At 59.8% G+C, this 16708-nt stretch carries 11 protein-coding genes and 1 pseudogene; 5 read left to right on the top strand and 7 right to left on the bottom strand.

Going from position 1 to position 16708, the window contains the following annotated elements:
- Window positions 1-15: 15 nt before the first annotated feature.
- The 3 genes from OIM11_03930 to OIM11_03920 all read right to left on the bottom strand — a co-directional run bounded on the left by OIM11_03930 (window position 16) and on the right by OIM11_03920 (window position 3265).
- On the bottom strand, window positions 16-1146 hold the full coding sequence (locus tag OIM11_03930; GenBank protein ID HJJ00280.1) for a DEAD/DEAH box helicase family protein: 1131 nt from the start codon (window positions 1144-1146) through the stop codon (window positions 16-18).
- Window positions 1147-1360: 214 nt separating this feature from the next.
- Complete coding sequence (locus OIM11_03925; GenBank protein HJJ00279.1) at window positions 1361-2248, bottom strand: prenyltransferase; 888 nt, start codon at window positions 2246-2248, stop codon at window positions 1361-1363.
- An 18-nt stretch (window positions 2249-2266) separates the two neighbouring features.
- Complete coding sequence (locus OIM11_03920; protein ID HJJ00278.1) at window positions 2267-3265, bottom strand: ABC transporter substrate-binding protein; 999 nt, start codon at window positions 3263-3265, stop codon at window positions 2267-2269.
- 555 nt (window positions 3266-3820) lie between these two features.
- Between OIM11_03920 and hypF the strand changes: the two genes are divergently transcribed.
- From hypF to hypD, 3 genes are read left to right on the top strand one after another with little or no spacing between them, the layout of a single operon-like run.
- Window positions 3821-5806 carry a carbamoyltransferase HypF gene (gene hypF, locus OIM11_03915; protein ID HJJ00277.1) on the top strand — a complete coding sequence of 662 codons (1986 nt, stop codon included), beginning with the start codon at window positions 3821-3823 and terminating at the stop codon, window positions 5804-5806.
- A gap of 2 nt (window positions 5807-5808) precedes the next feature.
- Window positions 5809-6069 (top strand): HypC/HybG/HupF family hydrogenase formation chaperone, encoded by a 261-nt coding sequence (locus OIM11_03910; protein HJJ00276.1) that lies wholly within the window; start codon window positions 5809-5811, stop codon window positions 6067-6069.
- The gene (gene hypD / locus OIM11_03905; protein HJJ00275.1) at window positions 6069-7172 is read left to right on the top strand and encodes a hydrogenase formation protein HypD; all 1104 of its coding nucleotides are present in this window, start codon (window positions 6069-6071) and stop codon (window positions 7170-7172) included. The genes OIM11_03910 and hypD overlap by 1 nt, the downstream gene beginning before the upstream one ends.
- On the opposite strand, the gene pheT is transcribed toward hypD, so the two are convergent.
- The 3 genes and pseudogenes from pheT to OIM11_03890 all read right to left on the bottom strand — a co-directional run bounded on the left by pheT (window position 7169) and on the right by OIM11_03890 (window position 12737).
- Complete coding sequence (pheT, locus tag OIM11_03900; protein ID HJJ00274.1) at window positions 7169-9616, bottom strand: phenylalanine--tRNA ligase subunit beta; 2448 nt, start codon at window positions 9614-9616, stop codon at window positions 7169-7171. The two genes, hypD and pheT, sit on opposite strands and share 4 nt — an antisense overlap.
- Window positions 9617-9649: 33 nt before the next feature.
- Window positions 9650-10705 carry a phenylalanine--tRNA ligase subunit alpha gene (pheS, locus tag OIM11_03895; protein HJJ00273.1) on the bottom strand — a complete coding sequence of 352 codons (1056 nt, stop codon included), beginning with the start codon at window positions 10703-10705 and terminating at the stop codon, window positions 9650-9652.
- Window positions 10706-11611: 906 nt separating this feature from the next.
- Window positions 11612-12737 (bottom strand): annotated as a pseudogene (locus OIM11_03890) (IS1249 family transposase).
- A 270-nt stretch (window positions 12738-13007) separates the two neighbouring features.
- On the opposite strand from OIM11_03890, the gene OIM11_03885 reads away from it, so the two are divergent.
- Window positions 13008-14195, top strand: coding sequence for an IS1249 family transposase (locus OIM11_03885; protein HJJ00272.1), 1188 nt, complete (start codon window positions 13008-13010; stop codon window positions 14193-14195).
- 442 nt (window positions 14196-14637) lie between these two features.
- Here OIM11_03885 and OIM11_03880 read toward each other — a convergent pair whose 3' ends face one another.
- Entirely contained in the window at window positions 14638-15366 is a 729-nt protein-coding gene (locus OIM11_03880) for an N-acetylmuramoyl-L-alanine amidase (GenBank protein ID HJJ00271.1), read from the bottom strand.
- A gap of 82 nt (window positions 15367-15448) precedes the next feature.
- On the opposite strand from OIM11_03880, the gene OIM11_03875 reads away from it, so the two are divergent.
- Window positions 15449-16669 carry an LL-diaminopimelate aminotransferase gene (locus OIM11_03875; protein ID HJJ00270.1) on the top strand — a complete coding sequence of 407 codons (1221 nt, stop codon included), beginning with the start codon at window positions 15449-15451 and terminating at the stop codon, window positions 16667-16669.
- The last annotated feature ends 39 nt before the right edge of the window (window positions 16670-16708 follow it).

Genomic DNA, 16708 nt, shown 5'->3' with positions numbered 1-16708 from the left:
TTGCGCTTGGCTGTCTCACCGTAGATGCGCGGAGTTGCCGTCATGTACAGGCGTTTTTTTTGCCTGCACGTTTTCGTCGTAGTGCACCTTCATGAAGGCGGAAGCCTCGGTCTTGGATACACCGGGCAAGGCGTTTCCCGTTGTGCGATGTGCCTCATCGCAGATGATGAGATCGAATTCTGGAAGGCCTAGATCTTGAGCTTGGTGTATGACGTCGATTGATTGGTAGGTCGAAAAAACAACTACACCACCGTCAGGATTAGATTTGCGATGTGCTCTGTATGAGCGCATGAGACTTTCCGGATTTGTCGTGGCTGGATATTCAAAATCGGCAAGAGTCATGGGCATGCTGTCGGCGCCACCACGACGAGAGGCCTTGGCATCAGAACAAACGACGAGTGGGCTCATGGGAACGCGCGTCTGCGCCATCCACTCACGCATAGACTGTCCCACAAGAGAGATTGAGGGAGCACAGAACAAGACAATGCCAGGATTGCCGTTGAGCCACTCTTCCATAAGCCGCAATGACATAAGCGTTTTGCCCGTACCGCAGGCCATGATGGCCTTGCAGCGATCTTGTTCGTTAAAAGCGGAGAGAACGGAATCTATGGCATCACGCTGGTGGGGTAACGGATCATAGGTAACCCGCTCCTCGGGAGGCAGGCCATCGATGAAATGCGACCAGTCGAGCGCAGATGCCGCCATCTTCGCAGTATCGATGAAGCGACTGAGGTCACCCGACATCTGAGCTTCAAGATTCTTGCCAGCGCCACCTGCACTCGTCATGATGAGCCAGTCAGAAATGTCATTGCGATTCATGAGCGCAGCAAAGAAAGAATCGCATACGCCCTTGGGCAAAGCCTTCTCGGGGTTATAGCACTTGCATTGGATAGCATGCCACTCCCCGTTCTCGGCCGTTTGCGCAAGAAGGTCGATGCCTATATCCTTGCTTTGTCCGAAAACCGGACTATCCTGCCAAGTTGCCGCCTGCTCCAACGTACCCACACGGCTATAGAACTTCGACCAGAACGGATCTGCTCTCAGGAAATACACGCATAACGCTTCGTATTTCGTGCCTTGTTCTTTGGCGGTTTCGCTCTCTGCCAAAATAGGCGCAAGCGCTTCGTAAATGGTTTTCCGAGACATGTTTACCTCACTTGAAGAATGCCGTTCTTTCTATTATCGGTTCTTCACGCACAAGTGTTGATATGTTTTAGTGCAAATCAGCAGATGGCTATGAGCCGCGCTTCCTAGCTTTAACGACAATCATCACATAAGCGACACCATTGCCGCCATGATGAGCGCGCCGTTGAAGAAGAGGTTGGCCTTCATGATGGCGCCCATGGCAGGGCCGCGCACCTCATGGGTAAGCGGGCGTGGTGAGAAGCGAGCGCATCACGCCGATGCCAAACACCAAGGTGACGCAGGCGGCCCAGAAGCCGGCGTTGAAGTACCAGAACGCGCAATGCAACACAATGGCGATCCAGAGTACGACGAAGACGCGATAGACGATGACGCTGCGGGAGCGCCCCAAGACGATGGGCAGCGTCTTTCGGCCCACGGGAACATCGCGCTCGATATCGCAATTGTTCTGGGTGGCCATGACCATGCCGATGCCTATGACGAAGGGCGCGAGGCACGAGACAAGACGCAACCAGTCCACAGACCAGGGCATGGCAAAGAGGCCGGCATGCGGATAGGTATGGGCGGCAAATATGCAGATGTCGGCTGCCGGAATGAGCGCACCCATGACGATGCCGCTAGCAAGCTCGCCGAGGGGCAGATAGGAAATAGGTAGCTTGCCGCTCGAATAGCAGACGATGAAGAGGGCACCGACGGCACCGATGACAAGCGGAATCGCGCTGCCCGCCCAGATGACGCATATGATTCCGCAGATGAGCGCCACGGCCATGTACGCAAGACCCAGTGCGAGCACGGAGCGCGGATTGGGGTTGTTGTAGACGAGCACGGCGTCGGTGGGGTCGTCGGAGTTCTCGACCGTATCGGTGCCAGCGCAGTAATCCGCCCAATCGTTCAAGGTGTTGACCGCCGATTGCGCAAAGACGGCAACGGCCAGAAGCAAACACCAGATGATCGGCGAGAAATCATAGCCGCAGGCGATGGCGTAGACGCCGCCGAAGACCGTCGTGAGCACGGAGGGACCCGGCCAGGTATGGGGTGCGGCCAGGCGCACGGCCATGAGTGGCGTGAGAGATTCGTAGCTCCTCATCTGTGCAGATGCTGCCATGACTTACGTGGCGCCTGTCTACGAGATGGTGAATGAGCCGTTTGACTCGTCGTAGCTCACGTTCTTGGTGACGTAACCCTTGGCGCTCATCCACGAGAGCACCGGATCGATGAGCTGGGCGGGAGGATAGGCGGGCTCGCCCTGCGCAGTACGCGCCATGGGGTATTCGCTGATGACGTAGGTGGATGCCACCTGCTCGTTGAGATTGGCCTTCTCGACGAGGAGCATGCGGTACTTCTCGGGATCGGCGTTAATCTGGCTTGCGGCCTCATCCCACACCTCGCGCACGGCCTCCAGGGTCTTGGCGCCCTCGCCCGTGTCATAGGCATCGCGCACGACCATGACCGACTGCGAGATATTGTCGCCCGTCGTGTCATCGGCGAGCAATACCAGGCCCGATGCCTGGCCAAGGGCGAGCATGGACGCGGGAAGGGCGGCAGCATCGAGCTGGCCGGCAGCCACGAGGCCATAGCGATCGGGCAGGCTTGCCACCTCGCTCACCGGAATGCTCGCAGGGTCGATGTTGGCCTGCTCGCAGAGCTTGTCGAAGACGTATTCGGGCACCGTATTGGCCGCTAGGCCCACGCCCTTGGTGCCGGTCGCAAGGTCGGCAAGGGAGGTGATGCCGCTATCGGCGCTGGTCAGCACGCCAAAGCGTCCCTGCTGCGGCGTCGTGCCAAGCGTGATCCACTCAAGCGAGAGGTCGGTACCGGACTCGCAGAGCTTGACCGCGCGCATGGGATCGGTCATCGCGATGTCGACCTCGCCGGCCGTGAGCGCCGCCGAAAGCCCCTGAGCGGAATCGAAGACGACAATTTCGGCATTGACGCCGGCCTTCTCGAAGAGGCCCTCGTCTTCGGCGACCCACATGGGCAATATGTCCTCGGTGGGCATGGTGCCGATGCGGATGGAGCCCGCCTGTGGCTGCGAGGCGCAGGCACAGAGGCCCAGCGCTGCAGCTAGGACAAGAATGGAGCAGAGCATCGGGATAAGACGTCTTGTCAGAGCAGATTTCATGATGTGGCCACCTCTTACGTGAACTCAATATGCCGATAGGATAGGTTGATTGGGCGGGTGCTTCAACATGTTTCACGTAGCTGGCCGAAACGAGGAGGGGCATCGTAACGGAGGGTAACGGAGGGACGGTCCTAACGTTTCGCAGAAACCGACACGTTGGGACCGTCCCTCCGTTACGATGCCCGTTACGCCTCTCCCCTCCGTTCCCGTTCCGTAAAGCCGCCCGTGGTACACTCGGTCGCGACGAAAGGCGGTACATGCAGGCGCGCAGGATACATCTCAACGGCATCGTGCAAGGCGTGGGCTTCAGGCCCCACGTCGCGCGTCTCGCACGCTCGCTTGGGTGCACGGGGATGGGTGCTCAACGATACTCACGGCGTCGAAATCCAAGTGCAGTACGAAGATGAGGGCACGCTTGATGCGTTCGAGAACCGCACTCGTCGATAGCGCACCCGCAGCCGCCCGCATTCTGAGCTGCACGTCACGGCCAAGCCGGAAGAGAAGCTTGATGATTTCTCCATTCGTGCATCGGTTCGCGACGAGCATGCAGACACATTGGTAAGCCCCGATCTCGCCACCTGCGACGCCTGTGTCGAGGAGCTCTTCGACCCAGGCAACCGCCGCTATCACTACCCCTTCATCAACTGCACCAATTGCGGTCCGCGTTTCACCATCATCGAGGAACTTCCCTACGACCGGCCCAGGACTTCGATGGCCCCGTTTGCCATGTGCCCACAATGCGCTGCCGAATACGCAGACGAGACGGACCGGCGCTATCATGCCCAGCCCGACGCCTGCTTCGAGTGCGGGCCTCGGCTCTGGTGGATAGACGCGAACGCGGAGACGCTTTCCTTCGACGATGACGGCGCGCTGATTCTTGAGCGCCAGCACCTCACGCGGGAAGAGTCGGATGCGATTATCGCCGAAGCCTATGAACGATTGAGAGCGGGCGATGTGCTCGCAATCAAGGGACTGGGTGGCTGGCATCTGGCCTGCGATGCCAGTAACGAAAAGGCCGTCGAGCGCTTGCGTACGCGCAAGCGCAGGCCGAGCAAGCCCCTTGCCGTCATGGTGCGTGACGTGTCGATGGCGCGCCGCTATGCCCGCGTATCCAATGACGAGGCCGTTTTGCTCGAGAGCCCTGCGCGACCCATCGTGCTGCTCGAGCGCATGGACGGCTTCCCCATCGCCGCAAACGTCGCAGAAGACCTGCCCGAAATCGGCCTCATGCTCCCGGCAACCCCTCTCCAGCATCTGCTCATGGACGAGCTTCGTTGCCCCCTTGTGATGACCAGCGGCAACCGCAGCGGAGAGCCCATCGTCGCGACCGACGCCGACGCCCTTGACGCGCTCAGGGCTATCGCCGATAGCTTTCTCGGCAACAACCGCGCCATCGTCGCACGCTACGATGATTCCGTCATGCGCATCGACGATAGGGGCGAGACGCAGATGATACGCCGCGCCCGCGGCTACGCACCCGCACCTTTGCTCCTAGCATGTAACAGGGGTCAGGCCCCTGTCACATATCCCGCAATCTTTGCCGCTGGCCCCGAGCAAAAGGCCACCTTCGCCCTATGCGAAGACGAACGCGTCTACGTCACGCAGCACTTGGGCGACCTTGAGCATCGAGGCACCATGCGTGCATGGCACCAGGCACGCGAGCGCTACGAACAGCTCTTCGACACGCATCCGCAGGTCATTGTCTGCGACATGCATCCCGAATATCTTGCAAGCAAATGGGCACGCGAATACGCACGTGAACATGACCTGCCGCTCATCGAAGTGCAGCATCATCATGCGCACATTGCCTCGGTGCTCGGCGAGAACAAGCTGCAAGACCCCGTCATCGGCATCGCGCTCGACGGTACGGGATACGGCACGGACGGCACGATCTGGGGTGGCGAGATTCTCATCGCCACACGTGGCAAATTCGAACGCTTCTGGCACCTACCCGGCTTCTCGTTGCCAGGCGGTGCTGCCGCCATCCTCAACCCCGAGCGCACTGCATATGCGCTGCTCAAGGCATATGACGAGCTTGACGATGCATTCTTCGGCCAGTTCTCCCTCGATAACCCGCAATTCGCGTGCTTCCTCGAACGCCTCGAGAACCGCACGTTGCTCGACCAAATGATCGAGAAGGGCATTAACTCGCCCTTGTGCTCGTCTACAGGACGCCTCTTCGATGCGGCAAGCGCACTCCTGGGCATCTGCACGCATCCCGGCTATGACGGCGAGGCAGCCTGCCTGCTCGAGGCAGCCGCCTGGCGCAATGACGATGAGCACCCGCTCACGGCGCGAGCGTTTCATGAGGGCCTCATCAACGCTATCATCGAACAAACGCTACGGGCGCGAAGCGAGACGGGGATCAACGACATTGCTTTGAGCGGTGGCTGTATGGTCAACCGCATACTCTTCTCCCAGCTGCGTGAGCGCTTAGGAGACCTGGGATTCACGGTCTACATCAACCGCGAACTTCCGCCCAATGATGGATGTATCTCGTATGGACAGGCAATCGTTGCCTGCGCACGTTTGGAGGAATAGACATGTGCTTGGCAATACCCGCTCAAGTCACCGAGTTTGATGAAAAGCAGATGATGGGCACCGTTGACATCATGGGCGTCACGCGCGAGGTGGCACTTGATCTTGTCCCCAAGGTAAAAGTCGGCGATTGGGTACTCGTGCATGCCGGCTACGGCATCGAAATCATCGACGAGCAATTCGCCAACGAAACGCTCGAGCTCATCAGGCAATTCCCCGAGCTCATCGATGAGGACCACCCCGGCATGGGCGCAGGTGTCGCCTAATGCTCGACCTCTCCGGATTTCGCGACCCCAAGCTCGGCAAGGAGCTCATCGCCCGCATCAACGATATTGCCCCGACAGCTCTCGAACGCTGTGACGGGCACATCAGGCTCATGGAGGTCTGCGGCACGCATACGGTCGCACTCGCCCGAGCGGGCATCCGCAGCATTTTGCCCGAGGGCATCAAGCTCGTGAGTGGGCCGGGATGTCCCGTTTGCGTCACGGCCAACGAGGACATCGACACCGTCATCGCGCTTGCACGGATCGACGATGCCATCATCACGACCTTTGGCGACATGACACGCGTGCCCGGCTCGACCTCCTCGCTCAACGAGGAGAAGGCCGCGGGACGCGACATCCGCATCGTGTATTCGCCGCTCGACGGCCTGCGCTGCGCCCAGGAAAACCCCGATCGCGAGGTCATCTTCGTGGGCGTGGGCTTCGAGACGACCACACCGCTCATTGCCTCGACCATCAAGCGCGCCAAGGCAGCCGGCATCGAGAACTTCAGCGTTTTTGCCGCGCACAAGACCGTACCGCACACGCTCGAAGCGCTCGTCAACGACCCCGAGGTCGCCATCAATGCCCTCATACTGCCAGGGCACGTCTCGACCATCATCGGCCGCACGCCCTACGAATTCCTCGCGCGTGACTATGGCATTCCCGGATGCATCATGGGCTTCGAGCCAAACGATTTGCTGAGCGGCATCGCAATCCTGCTGCGCATGCTCGCGCGCGGCGAGGCCGACATCGTCAACGATTACCGGCGCGGCGTGCAGGACGAGGGCAATGTCGATGCCCAGGCGACCATCGCCGAGGCCTTCGAGCCCTGTGATGCCACCTGGCGCGGTCTGGGCCTCATCCCCGATTCTGGCTACAGACTGCGCGAGAAGTACGCCCGCTTCGATGCGCTTGCCAAGTTCTCACCCATCATCGAGCCGACGATCGAGCCCAAGGGTTGCCGCTGCGGTGATGTGCTGCGCGGCGTCATGGACCCGAGCGAGTGTCCGCTCTTTGCCACGGCCTGCAGTCCGGAGCACCCCATTGGCCCTTGCATGGTCTCGAGCGAAGGCTCCTGCGCCGCGTTCTACAAGTACCTGCGCTAGCTCCTCACCTCGCCGCCTGTCGCCTTCATGACCTTGGCGACGATGCGCTCGTGGGCCTTCTCGACTTCCTCGCTCGTGAGGGTACGGTCGCTCGCACGATAGGTGATCCTGACCGCCATGGATTTCTTGCCCGCACCCACGCGCTCGTCATCGCGATAGACATCGAAGAGACGCACGCTCTCGAAGGGACCTTTCTTGCCGGCGCTCGTGATGCACTGCTCGATACGCTCCGCCGTAACGTCTTCATCAACGACGATCGCAAGGTCAACCTCAATGCCCGGATAGACCGGTACGTCCACATAGGGACGCATATCGCCGGCCACGCCAAGCAGCTGATGCACGTCGAACTCGAATGCGGCAACGGAACCCTCCACATCAAAGGCCTGGCAGACGAGCGGATGCATCTCGCCGACCCAACCCAGCACACGCCCGCCTGCGATAACGCTTGCAGCACGTCCCGGCGTCAACCAGGGGGCCTCATCGGCATCAAGAGCCTTGAACTGGAGCTTTTGCACGCAGAGCTCGCGCATGAGGTTTTCGACGATGCCCTTGGCATCGAAGAAGTCGATGGCCTGCGCCGCCTGGTTCCAACCCGGAAGCGTGAAGGAACCGGCAAGCACGCCGGCGAGCATCGTGCGTTCCTTCGGAGACTTGCGCCCCTCGACCGCACCGAAGACGACACCGCGCTCGAAGAGCTGTACGTCGAAGACGCCACGACTCTGGTTGTAGGCAACGCTACGCATCAAGCCAGGAATGATGCTGCGACGCAGGACCGATTGCTCGCTGCTCATCGGATTGATGAGCTCGACGGCCTCGCCACGGCCTTCCTCGGGCATACGCGTCTTGCCCATGTCGTCGGAGGGCACGAGCGAGTATGTCATTGTCTCGTTCATGCCGCACGCGCGTAACGTCTGAGCCATGAGCTCGATGCGCTGCTGCTCGACCGTACGACCGCCCGCATGAGCGCCGCCAGGAAGCGTCGAGGGAATGCGGTCCATACCATAGATGCGCAGAACTTCCTCGTACAGGTCGATTTCCCGCGTGAGGTCGGGACGAAAGGTTGGAGCGATGACCTCGACCTGCTTATCGCCGGGCTTGCCTTCGACATCGCACCCCAGATCGGTGAGGATGCGGAACTGTTCCTCGTCAGTGATGTCTGCGCCGATGTGGGCACGGAGACGATCGGGGCGCAACATGAGGTGCGCGCGCTCGGTACGAATGGGGTACTCGTCGACAACCTCGAGGCAAACGGTGCCACCCGCGACCTCGGCGATGAGAGCGGCGGCGATGGCGGAGTACTCGTCGCAGGTGGTCGCATCCACACCGCGCTCGTAGCGTAGGGAGGCCTCACTCACGAGCGAGAGGTTGCGCGAGGTGCGGCTCGTGTGGGCCGTCGAGAAGGTCGCACTCTCCAGGAGCACATCGGTCGTTGTCTCGGTGACCTCGCTGTCGAGGCCGCCCATGACGCCCGCAAGGGCGACAGGGTTCTCTCCATCGGTGATGAGCGCCATGTCGCTGGTAAGCGTGCGTTCCTCGCCATCGAGCGTCGTGAACTTCTCGCCATCGCGCGCGGCACGCACGCCCACGTGATGCTTGCCATCGGCGCCCTTGGGAAAGGCGCGCAGGTCGAAGGTGTGCAGGGGTTGGCCCAACTCGAAGAGGATGTAGTTGCTGATGTCGACGACGTTGTTGATGGGACGGGCGCCCAGGGCCGTGATGCGCTCGACGAGCCATTGCGGCGAGGGGCCGATCTTCACGTCGCGGATGATGCGAGCCGTATAGCGCGGGCACAGCTCGGGGTCGTCGATCTCGACCGAGACGAGGTCGCGCACGTCCTCGGCATTGGTGGGGCCGGGCACATCACAGGGCGGATCATAGTGCCACGGGATGTGGTACATGGCGCCCACCTCGCGGGCAAATCCCTTCATCGAGAGGCAGTCGGGGCGATTGGGCGTAATCTCGAGATCGAGCACCGTGTCGGTCAGGCCACGCCAGGTGGCAAACGACTCGCCCAGGGGCGCGTCCTCGGGCAGCTCCATGATGCCCTCATGGCTGCTTCCCAAGTTGAGCTCGCGTTCCGAGCAGATCATGCCGCAGCTCTTGACACCGCGCAGCTTCGACTTCTTGATCTTAAAGTCACCAGGCAGAACCGTGCCGATGGTCGCGACGGCAACCTTGAGACCGGCGCGCACGTTGGGCGCTCCGCACACGATCTGCGTCGGTTCGGCGCCATCGCCAAAGTCGACGGTCGTGACGTGCATGTGATCGCTATCGGGATGCGGCTCGCAGGTCTTAACGAGGCCGATCTTCACACCGTCGAGGTTGGCACCCATCTTCTCGACGCCCTCGACGCCGGTTCCAGTCAAATCGAGCCTGTCGCAGAAGTCCTGCAGGGTATCGGGCACCTTGACCATCGTGTCAAGCCATTTCAATGAAACAAGCATGGTGGTTTCCTTATCTATTACAAACGTTGCGGGCTAGAACTGACGCAAGAAGCGCATGTCGCCTTCGAGCAGCATGCGCAGGTCGGGCACGTCATACTTGAGGCAGGCAAGGCGCTCGACGCCCACGCCGAAGGCAAAGCCCGTATAGACCTCGGGATCGATGCCCACGTTCTCGAAGACGTTGGGGTCGACCATGCCACAGCCCAGGATCTCGACCCAACCCGTGTGCTTGCAGAAGCGACAGCCCTCGCCACCGCAAATGCCGCAGGAAACATCCGCCTCGGCAGATGGCTCGGTGAAGGGGAAGAAGTGGGCGCGGAAGCGGGTCTTGCGCTCCTCGCCGAAGAACGCCTTGATGAAGTAGTCGAGCGTCCCCTTGAGATCGCCGAAGGTGATGCCCTTGTCCACGACGAGGCCCTCGATCTGATGGAACTGCGGCAGGTGCGAGGGGTCAGCCACGTCATGACGATATACCTTACCCGGACTGATCATGTAGATGGGCGGCTCCTTGTCCTCCATGGCATGCACCTGCGTGCCCGAGGTCTGCGTGCGCAGGAGCACATCGCTCTCGCCACGTACGTTGCTTACCTCGCCAGAGCGGTCGACGATGTAGAAGGTGTCCTGGATGGAACGGCTCGGATGGTCCTTGGGCGAATTGAGCGCCGTGAAGTTGTACCAGTCGGTCTCGATCTCGCGTCCACCCTCGACCTCGTAACCGATACCCGCGAAGATGTCGGTGCACTCGCGAATAATACGGTTGATGAGATGTTCGCTGCCGATGGGCATGCTACGACCAGGCAGCGTGATGTCAACCGCACTCCCCTCAAGTTGGGCATCAAGCTCGGCTGCCTTGAGCACCGTCTTGCGCTCGGCAAGTGCCGCCTCAATCACATCGCGCACCTCATTGGAGAGCTTGCCCACGATGGGACGCTCCTCGGGCGGGACATCGCGCATGCTGCGCAGCACGCTCGTGAGCGATCCCTTTTTGCCAAGCACGCCGATGCGCACTTCCTCGAGTGCATCGCTTGTCTCGGCCTCCGAAATGGCGGCAAGCGTCTCGTCGCGCAAGCCTTCCAGTTCTTCCTTCAGCGCCATTCTCTTGTCCTTTCGACCAATCGTCCACACGACGTGAGGGCAATAAAAAACGCCCCCGCATGACATGCGAGGACGGATCAAGATAACCCGCGGTACCACCTCGGTTGGCTGCATCTTGCAACCCACTCATTTGTGCCCTGTATCGGGAGCACCCGACTCACCTAATGGGCAGATGCCGTTCAGCGAGTAGCTCCGGAGTGAATTTGCATGCATCTGATGCGTCGCGCCTTTCCAGCAACACGGGCACGTCTCTGGCTTTCTGCTTCGAGAAAGCATGCAACTGTCCTCCATCAACGCAGTGACGCGAAGTATAGCACTCAGCGCCGCCGAATGAGGAAATGGACAGGGCATTTTTCGCCTAAACGATGTTACGTGCGAGCGGGGAAGCCGCCTCGCTTCGACGGTCGCTTCCCGACAGCCCACTTCGTGGTCTTTACGGCGCGCTCCCTTGTACCTTCGCTCAACGGCTTCCCCGCTCGCATGTATTCCAACATTTATGAGAACCTTGTGAAGAGATGAGAATTGCGGAAACGTGAATAGACGGGACTATCGGTAATTATCAACATCTAGGATATAGTCTTGAGAGATTATCAAGATATGGACAAATCGACTTTCATCACAGGGTCTACACAAAACGGCGTAAAAAGCAACAGGAGAGTTAAAAAGATGTGGCGAGAATGCGAATTTGCCCCATTTTGAACGCAATGCGCGTATATTGCATGTCAGCGGGAAGGTCTCCCCAACTTGCCCGCCTGATTCGTCAAATCAAGTAATTTGACTCGGCACACGAATCAGTCGCGACGCTTAGTCGCATCCCTCCTTGTGAGGACCCGCCTTCTCCTCTCATCCATTCAGGCGGGTCCTCTTCTTTTTGGGTTATAGGACAAAACGTGTTGATGGCTAATCCCATTCGGCGCGCCATGGGAGAGCATGCCTGAGTTCTGCCCAGACTAGCCCATCGCCCCACTCTTCAGGACCATCGGTTTCTCTGAGATTCTGTCGATACTTGCCTGCACAGTTCCTCTATATCGTCATCCGTAGGCATGGTTTTCAGAATCTCAGCTGCCGGAAGCGGGACTTCCGTATGAACATAGCACCACCAAAAGATAGCCTTCGCCCTTCTCATCAAACTCAGCCCTCGATGGTCTCTCAGCATGCGTCTGAGCTGTGCGTTGATTCCTCCCTCGATCTTGTTGTTCATGCTCGGGATTGGCCCGTCGCAGGTAAGCTCTGGATCCAGGAAGGTGAACAGCAGGTTCTTGCTCACGAGCCTGTTCAAGCCGTTCCTCGCCGTTACCAGCCTCTCATGCGTCCAGCGCATCCGTCCGCTTTCCTCATCGAGGGTCCTTTCGGCGAGGAAACCCTCCCACCTGGAACACCATGCGCTATAGGCTTCAAGCCAGGCCAATGCTGAAGCCACCTCCTTGATCGCGAGCAGCTCCTTGGCCAATCCGTAGAGTTCGACTCCGGCTTGCAGCTTGGGACGTGACGTCGTCTGCGCCCTGACTTGGCAAAAAGCATGGAAGGTGCAGCGTTGGACGCGGGTTGTCGGCCATACCCTCTTGCGCGCTTTCTCGAATCCCGTGCCGCCATCGCAGACCACGACATCCGGCGGGGGTATCTTGCCCATGAGGGCAGCCCATGACCTCGAGTTCTCCGAACGCGCGAGATACCAGCCGATCACATGCTCTTGGGTGCAGGCGATCAAGACGACGACGTTGCGGGCCAGATAGATGCCATCTGCGAAGACGACATGGTGGACCTCCCCTGTGATCGGAGCCAGCGGCCAGATGCTCCAGAACTTTGAACACTTGCGTCTGAACGTACGGCCGCCACCGGCCATGTCTGCCTGGCGCTCGTTCGAGAGAAGCCATTTGAGGAAGGTCTTTAGCTGCTTTGCGGTGTTATCTAGTTTGTGCGTGGTGGTCGCCCTGCAAGACTTGCAAAGCCAACGCTGCGATCCTGCAGCAGTCTTGCCGTTCCGTACCATCTTGCCCCCGCACACAGGGCATTTGATGTTGTTCATGCCCGTAATTCAAACACGGGCAACTTTCAGAGGGATTTTATGGCACCTGATCTGGGGATATGCTTGAATCTATCAACACGTTTTGTCCACCCTCATAATTGGACGCAGACAACTTTGAAGGCACTTTTACGCACTCTCACCTGGAGAAACAGATGAAATCAGGGCTATGTTTCAAAAAGTGTGTCCGAATAAGACCCGTTACCCCAGTTGAACACAAGCAAATCAGGTCCTTGAGTTGGAATCGCCCAACTCGAAGGTGTTTCAAAAAGTGTGTCCGCTTTCCTCTTGACGTGCCTGTTCAGGCAAGCTTTCCGAAGGGAAAAGTTGCCTAGTGGACAGGATGACGCCTTGAGTAGCCCGAGATGCGACGTTTGCGGAAGCGAGATGAAGGGGAACGGATACACGAAGGCAGGGACCAAGCGCTGGCGGTGCAAGTCGTGCGGTGCCTCCAAGACGAGAAGGATTGACAACGCCGCCAAGCTGCTCCGGGCCTTCCTTGCCTGGATCCTCTCCAAGAGGTCGATCGCCGATCTCGGATACAGCAGGTCGACCTTCTGGCGAAAGTGCGCCGGGTTCTGGGAGCTTTGGCCCATCGCCCCTTTCACCGGCGAGGTCTTCGACACGGTCTTTCTCGACGGCATCTGGTTTTCCCACGACGCCGTCGTGCTCGTCGCGCGCTCCAAGGAGCACGTGATCGCATGGCACCTGGCGCAAAGGGAGTGCTCGAGCTCCTGGGCGGCGCTGATGATGAGGATACCCGCTCCGATGCTGGTGGTGTCGGACGGATCCACCGGGCTCGCGAAGGCGGCGCGCACCGTATGGCCCGGCACCAGGATACAGCGCTGCGTCGTGCATGCCGCGCGCCAGGTCAAGCGCTACACGACCAAGAGTCCCAAGCTCGAGTGCGGCCGCGAGCTCCTGGGCATCGCGAACCGCCTGACGAGGGCCAAAGACGAGGACGCGATGAGGGAGTGGCTCGTCGACTACGCGCAGTGGTGCTCCGATTGGAGCGAGTTCCTGAAGGAGTTCACGGTGAAAGACGGCAGGAGGGTCTACACGCACGAGAGGCTGCGGCGGGCCAGGGGAAGCCTCAACCGCCTGGTGAAGGAAGGGACGCTTTTCACATTCATCGAGATGCAAAGGGAGCGCGGCGGGCGCTGGGATTCCACCAACAACCCGATCGAGAGCCTGAACGCGCAACTGAGGGAGATGCTCAGGCTGCATCGGGGATTGCCGCTGCTGCACCGCGTGAAGGCCGTCATGTGGTGGTGCTACATGCACACCGAAGAGCCCGAGAGCCCGGCGGAGATCCTGCGCCGCATGCCGAGGGACGAAGACGTCGACGGGCTTTTCGCAACCGTCTCGGGCGAGGGCCGGCATTCGGATGGAAGCCCGGAGAGGTATGGGAAGGCCATCGACTGGAACGAGTTTCACATGCCGACGAGGTACCGTCAGTGATGTCCCGCCGGACACACTTTTTGAAACATAGCCCTCGACTGGAACGAGTTTCACATGCCGACGAGGTACCGTCAGTGATGTCCCGCCGGACACACTTTTTGAAACATAGCCCTAGAATTACCACCGGTCAGCGGTGTAAGCCCCGCGAGTCGGCAACGCTTCTCTCCCAAGAGGGGAGGTGATGCCCATGGATCTTCTGGCCCAGGTTCTCAAGTTGATTACAGCAGTAATCGGTCTTGGCACAACGATAGCCAAATTCATGACCATGACTCCGAGCAGCGCTCGGAAAAAAGATGACCGCCCGCGTCAATAGGCGCTAGGCGGTCTACCTTAACCAGGCGTTGCCTGACATACACGTCGCAGGCATCCGCTGGCTATATTGTACCATGCATATCGCTTTCCATTAAGACTCCGCGGGTCAACTGCCTCTGTTCAAATACCTCTACACATGCGTCCCATGGGCCTGGTAGTTGGCCAGGTACTCCGCAAACTGCGGGCTCGTGTCCGAATTGCCCGTGCGCCAGACCTTGTGGTCGATGATGCGGCTCTCGAAGCCATAATACCCGTCGATGTACGCGATGAGCGCATCCACGGCTGCGAGCTGCGCCTCGGGATAGTCCTGCCCGGCCGCGTGCGCCATCTCGATGCCAACCGAATACGAGTTCATCCCGTAATCGGCCATGTCGCTGCCAATGGGGACCGTCCCCACCTTATCGTCGCGTGACTCGTCCATAACGCCGTAGAGCTCGTTGTGACCGGTATCGCCAAAGCCGGCATGATGCGCGATACGATCAAGCGGCACGCACTGCACGATGCTGCCATCGCGGTTGACGATGAAGTGCGCCGCCACGCCCGTGCCGGCCTGGTCCCAGTACTCCACGATGCTCGCGGCATCGGCCTCGCTCTCGGTGTCGTGCAAGACGATGTAGCGCTGGAACTCCCGGCCCTTCTCGCCGTGATCGAATGCAGGACGCATGTCCTCCACGATATCCAAGCGTTCGAGCTGTGCCCCGACAACGTCAGCTGCCTGCGCCGCCTTGCTGCCAATCATCGCCGGTGCGGTACTCGTTGCCGATGACGCAACGGGTGTCTTGGCCCCCGACGCACAGCCCGTAAGCGCACAAGCACCCACAAGCGCGACAGTGACCATATATATGATGCGTTTTTTCATGGCGCTTATTCTGCCACAACCACGGTCGCTTCTCGTTGTACACTTACGGGTTACGATTTACTCCCACACGAAAGGACTCCTCGTGGCCACAGTCAACGAGAATTATCAGAAACTCCCCGGTAGTTACCTCTTCAGCGACATCGCCCATCGTACGGCCGACTTCTCCGCGGCCCATCCGGACATCAAGCTCATCAAAATGGGCATCGGTGACGTGACGCGTCCGCTCGCGCCTGCCGTTGTCGAGGCCATGCACGCCGCCGTTGACGACCTCGCCCATGTGGAGACCTTCCATGGCTACGGCCCCGAACAAGGCTATGATTTCCTGCGCGAGGCCATCGTCGAGCACGACTTCGCAGCCCGTGGTGTGGACATCGCCGCCGATGAGATCTTCGTCTCCGACGGCGCCAAGAGCGATTGCGGCAACATAGGCGACATCTTCGCCATCGACAATCGCGTCGCCGTATGCGACCCGGTCTATCCCGTCTACGTCGACACCAACGCCATGGCCGGCCGCGCAGGCTTCTACGACGAGACGACGGAGGGCTGGACGGACATCGTCTACATGCCCACGACCGCGGAAAACGACTTCTGTCCGGCGCTGCCCGAAACCCCGGTCGACCTCATCTACCTGTGCTCGCCCAACAATCCCACGGGCACCGTACTCACCTACGACCAACTCAAGGCCTGGGTCGATTACGCCAACGAGCACGGCTCCGTTATCCTCTTCGATGCCGCCTACGAGCGCTTCATCGTCGAGGAAGGCGTGCCCCACTCCATTTTCGAGGTCGAGGGCGCCAAGACCTGCGCCATCGAGTTCCGCTCGTTCTCCAAAACAGCCGGCTTCACGGGCGCACGCTGCGGCTACACCGTGGTGCCGAAGGCGCTCGAGCGCGATGACCAAAGCCTCAACGCCATGTGGAATCGCCGCCAGACGACCAAGTTCAACGGCGCGAGCTACGTCATCCAGAAAGGCGCGGCTGCTATTTACACGCCCGAGGGCAAACAGCAAGTCATGCAAACGATTGCCTATTATCAGCAAAACGCTCGCGTCATCAGGAACGCACTCGAAGCCTGCGGATACGAAGTATACGGTGCCGTGAACAGCCCATATGTGTGGTGTCGCACCCCTGGAGGCATCAGCTCGTGGGAGTTCTTCGATATCCTGCTCGAGCGTTGCGGCGTCATCACCACGCCGGGCGCAGGCTTCGGACCGGCTGGCGAGGGCTACATCCGTTTCACCGCCTTCGGCGATGCCGAGGCCACCAAGGAAGCCATGCGCCGCATCGAGGACCTCTCCTTCTGAGACAACGTGCCTGGCACGCTGTCTCATATCTTAGCCAGA

The sequence above is a fragment of the Coriobacteriaceae bacterium genome (assembly GCA_025992705.1).
Lineage (GTDB): Bacteria > Actinomycetota > Coriobacteriia > Coriobacteriales > QAMH01 > QAMH01.
This window is presented reverse-complemented; position numbering and strand designations above follow the sequence as displayed.

Coding starts and splice junctions, on each gene's coding strand:
- hypD (HJJ00275.1), top strand. CDS start 6,069: ATGCTCGACCTCTCCGGATTTCGCGACCCCAAGCTCGGCAAGGAGCTC.
- OIM11_03910 (HJJ00276.1), top strand. CDS start 5,809: ATGTGCTTGGCAATACCCGCTCAAGTCACCGAGTTTGATGAAAAGCAG.
- OIM11_03925 (HJJ00279.1), bottom strand. CDS start 2,248: ATGGCAGCATCTGCACAGATGAGGAGCTACGAATCTCTCACGCCACTC.
- pheT (HJJ00274.1), bottom strand. CDS start 9,616: ATGCTTGTTTCATTGAAATGGCTTGACACGATGGTCAAGGTGCCCGAT.
- OIM11_03880 (HJJ00271.1), bottom strand. CDS start 15,366: ATGAAAAAACGCATCATATATATGGTCACTGTCGCGCTTGTGGGTGCT.
- OIM11_03930 (HJJ00280.1), bottom strand. CDS start 1,146: ATGTCTCGGAAAACCATTTACGAAGCGCTTGCGCCTATTTTGGCAGAG.
- OIM11_03920 (HJJ00278.1), bottom strand. CDS start 3,265: ATGAAATCTGCTCTGACAAGACGTCTTATCCCGATGCTCTGCTCCATT.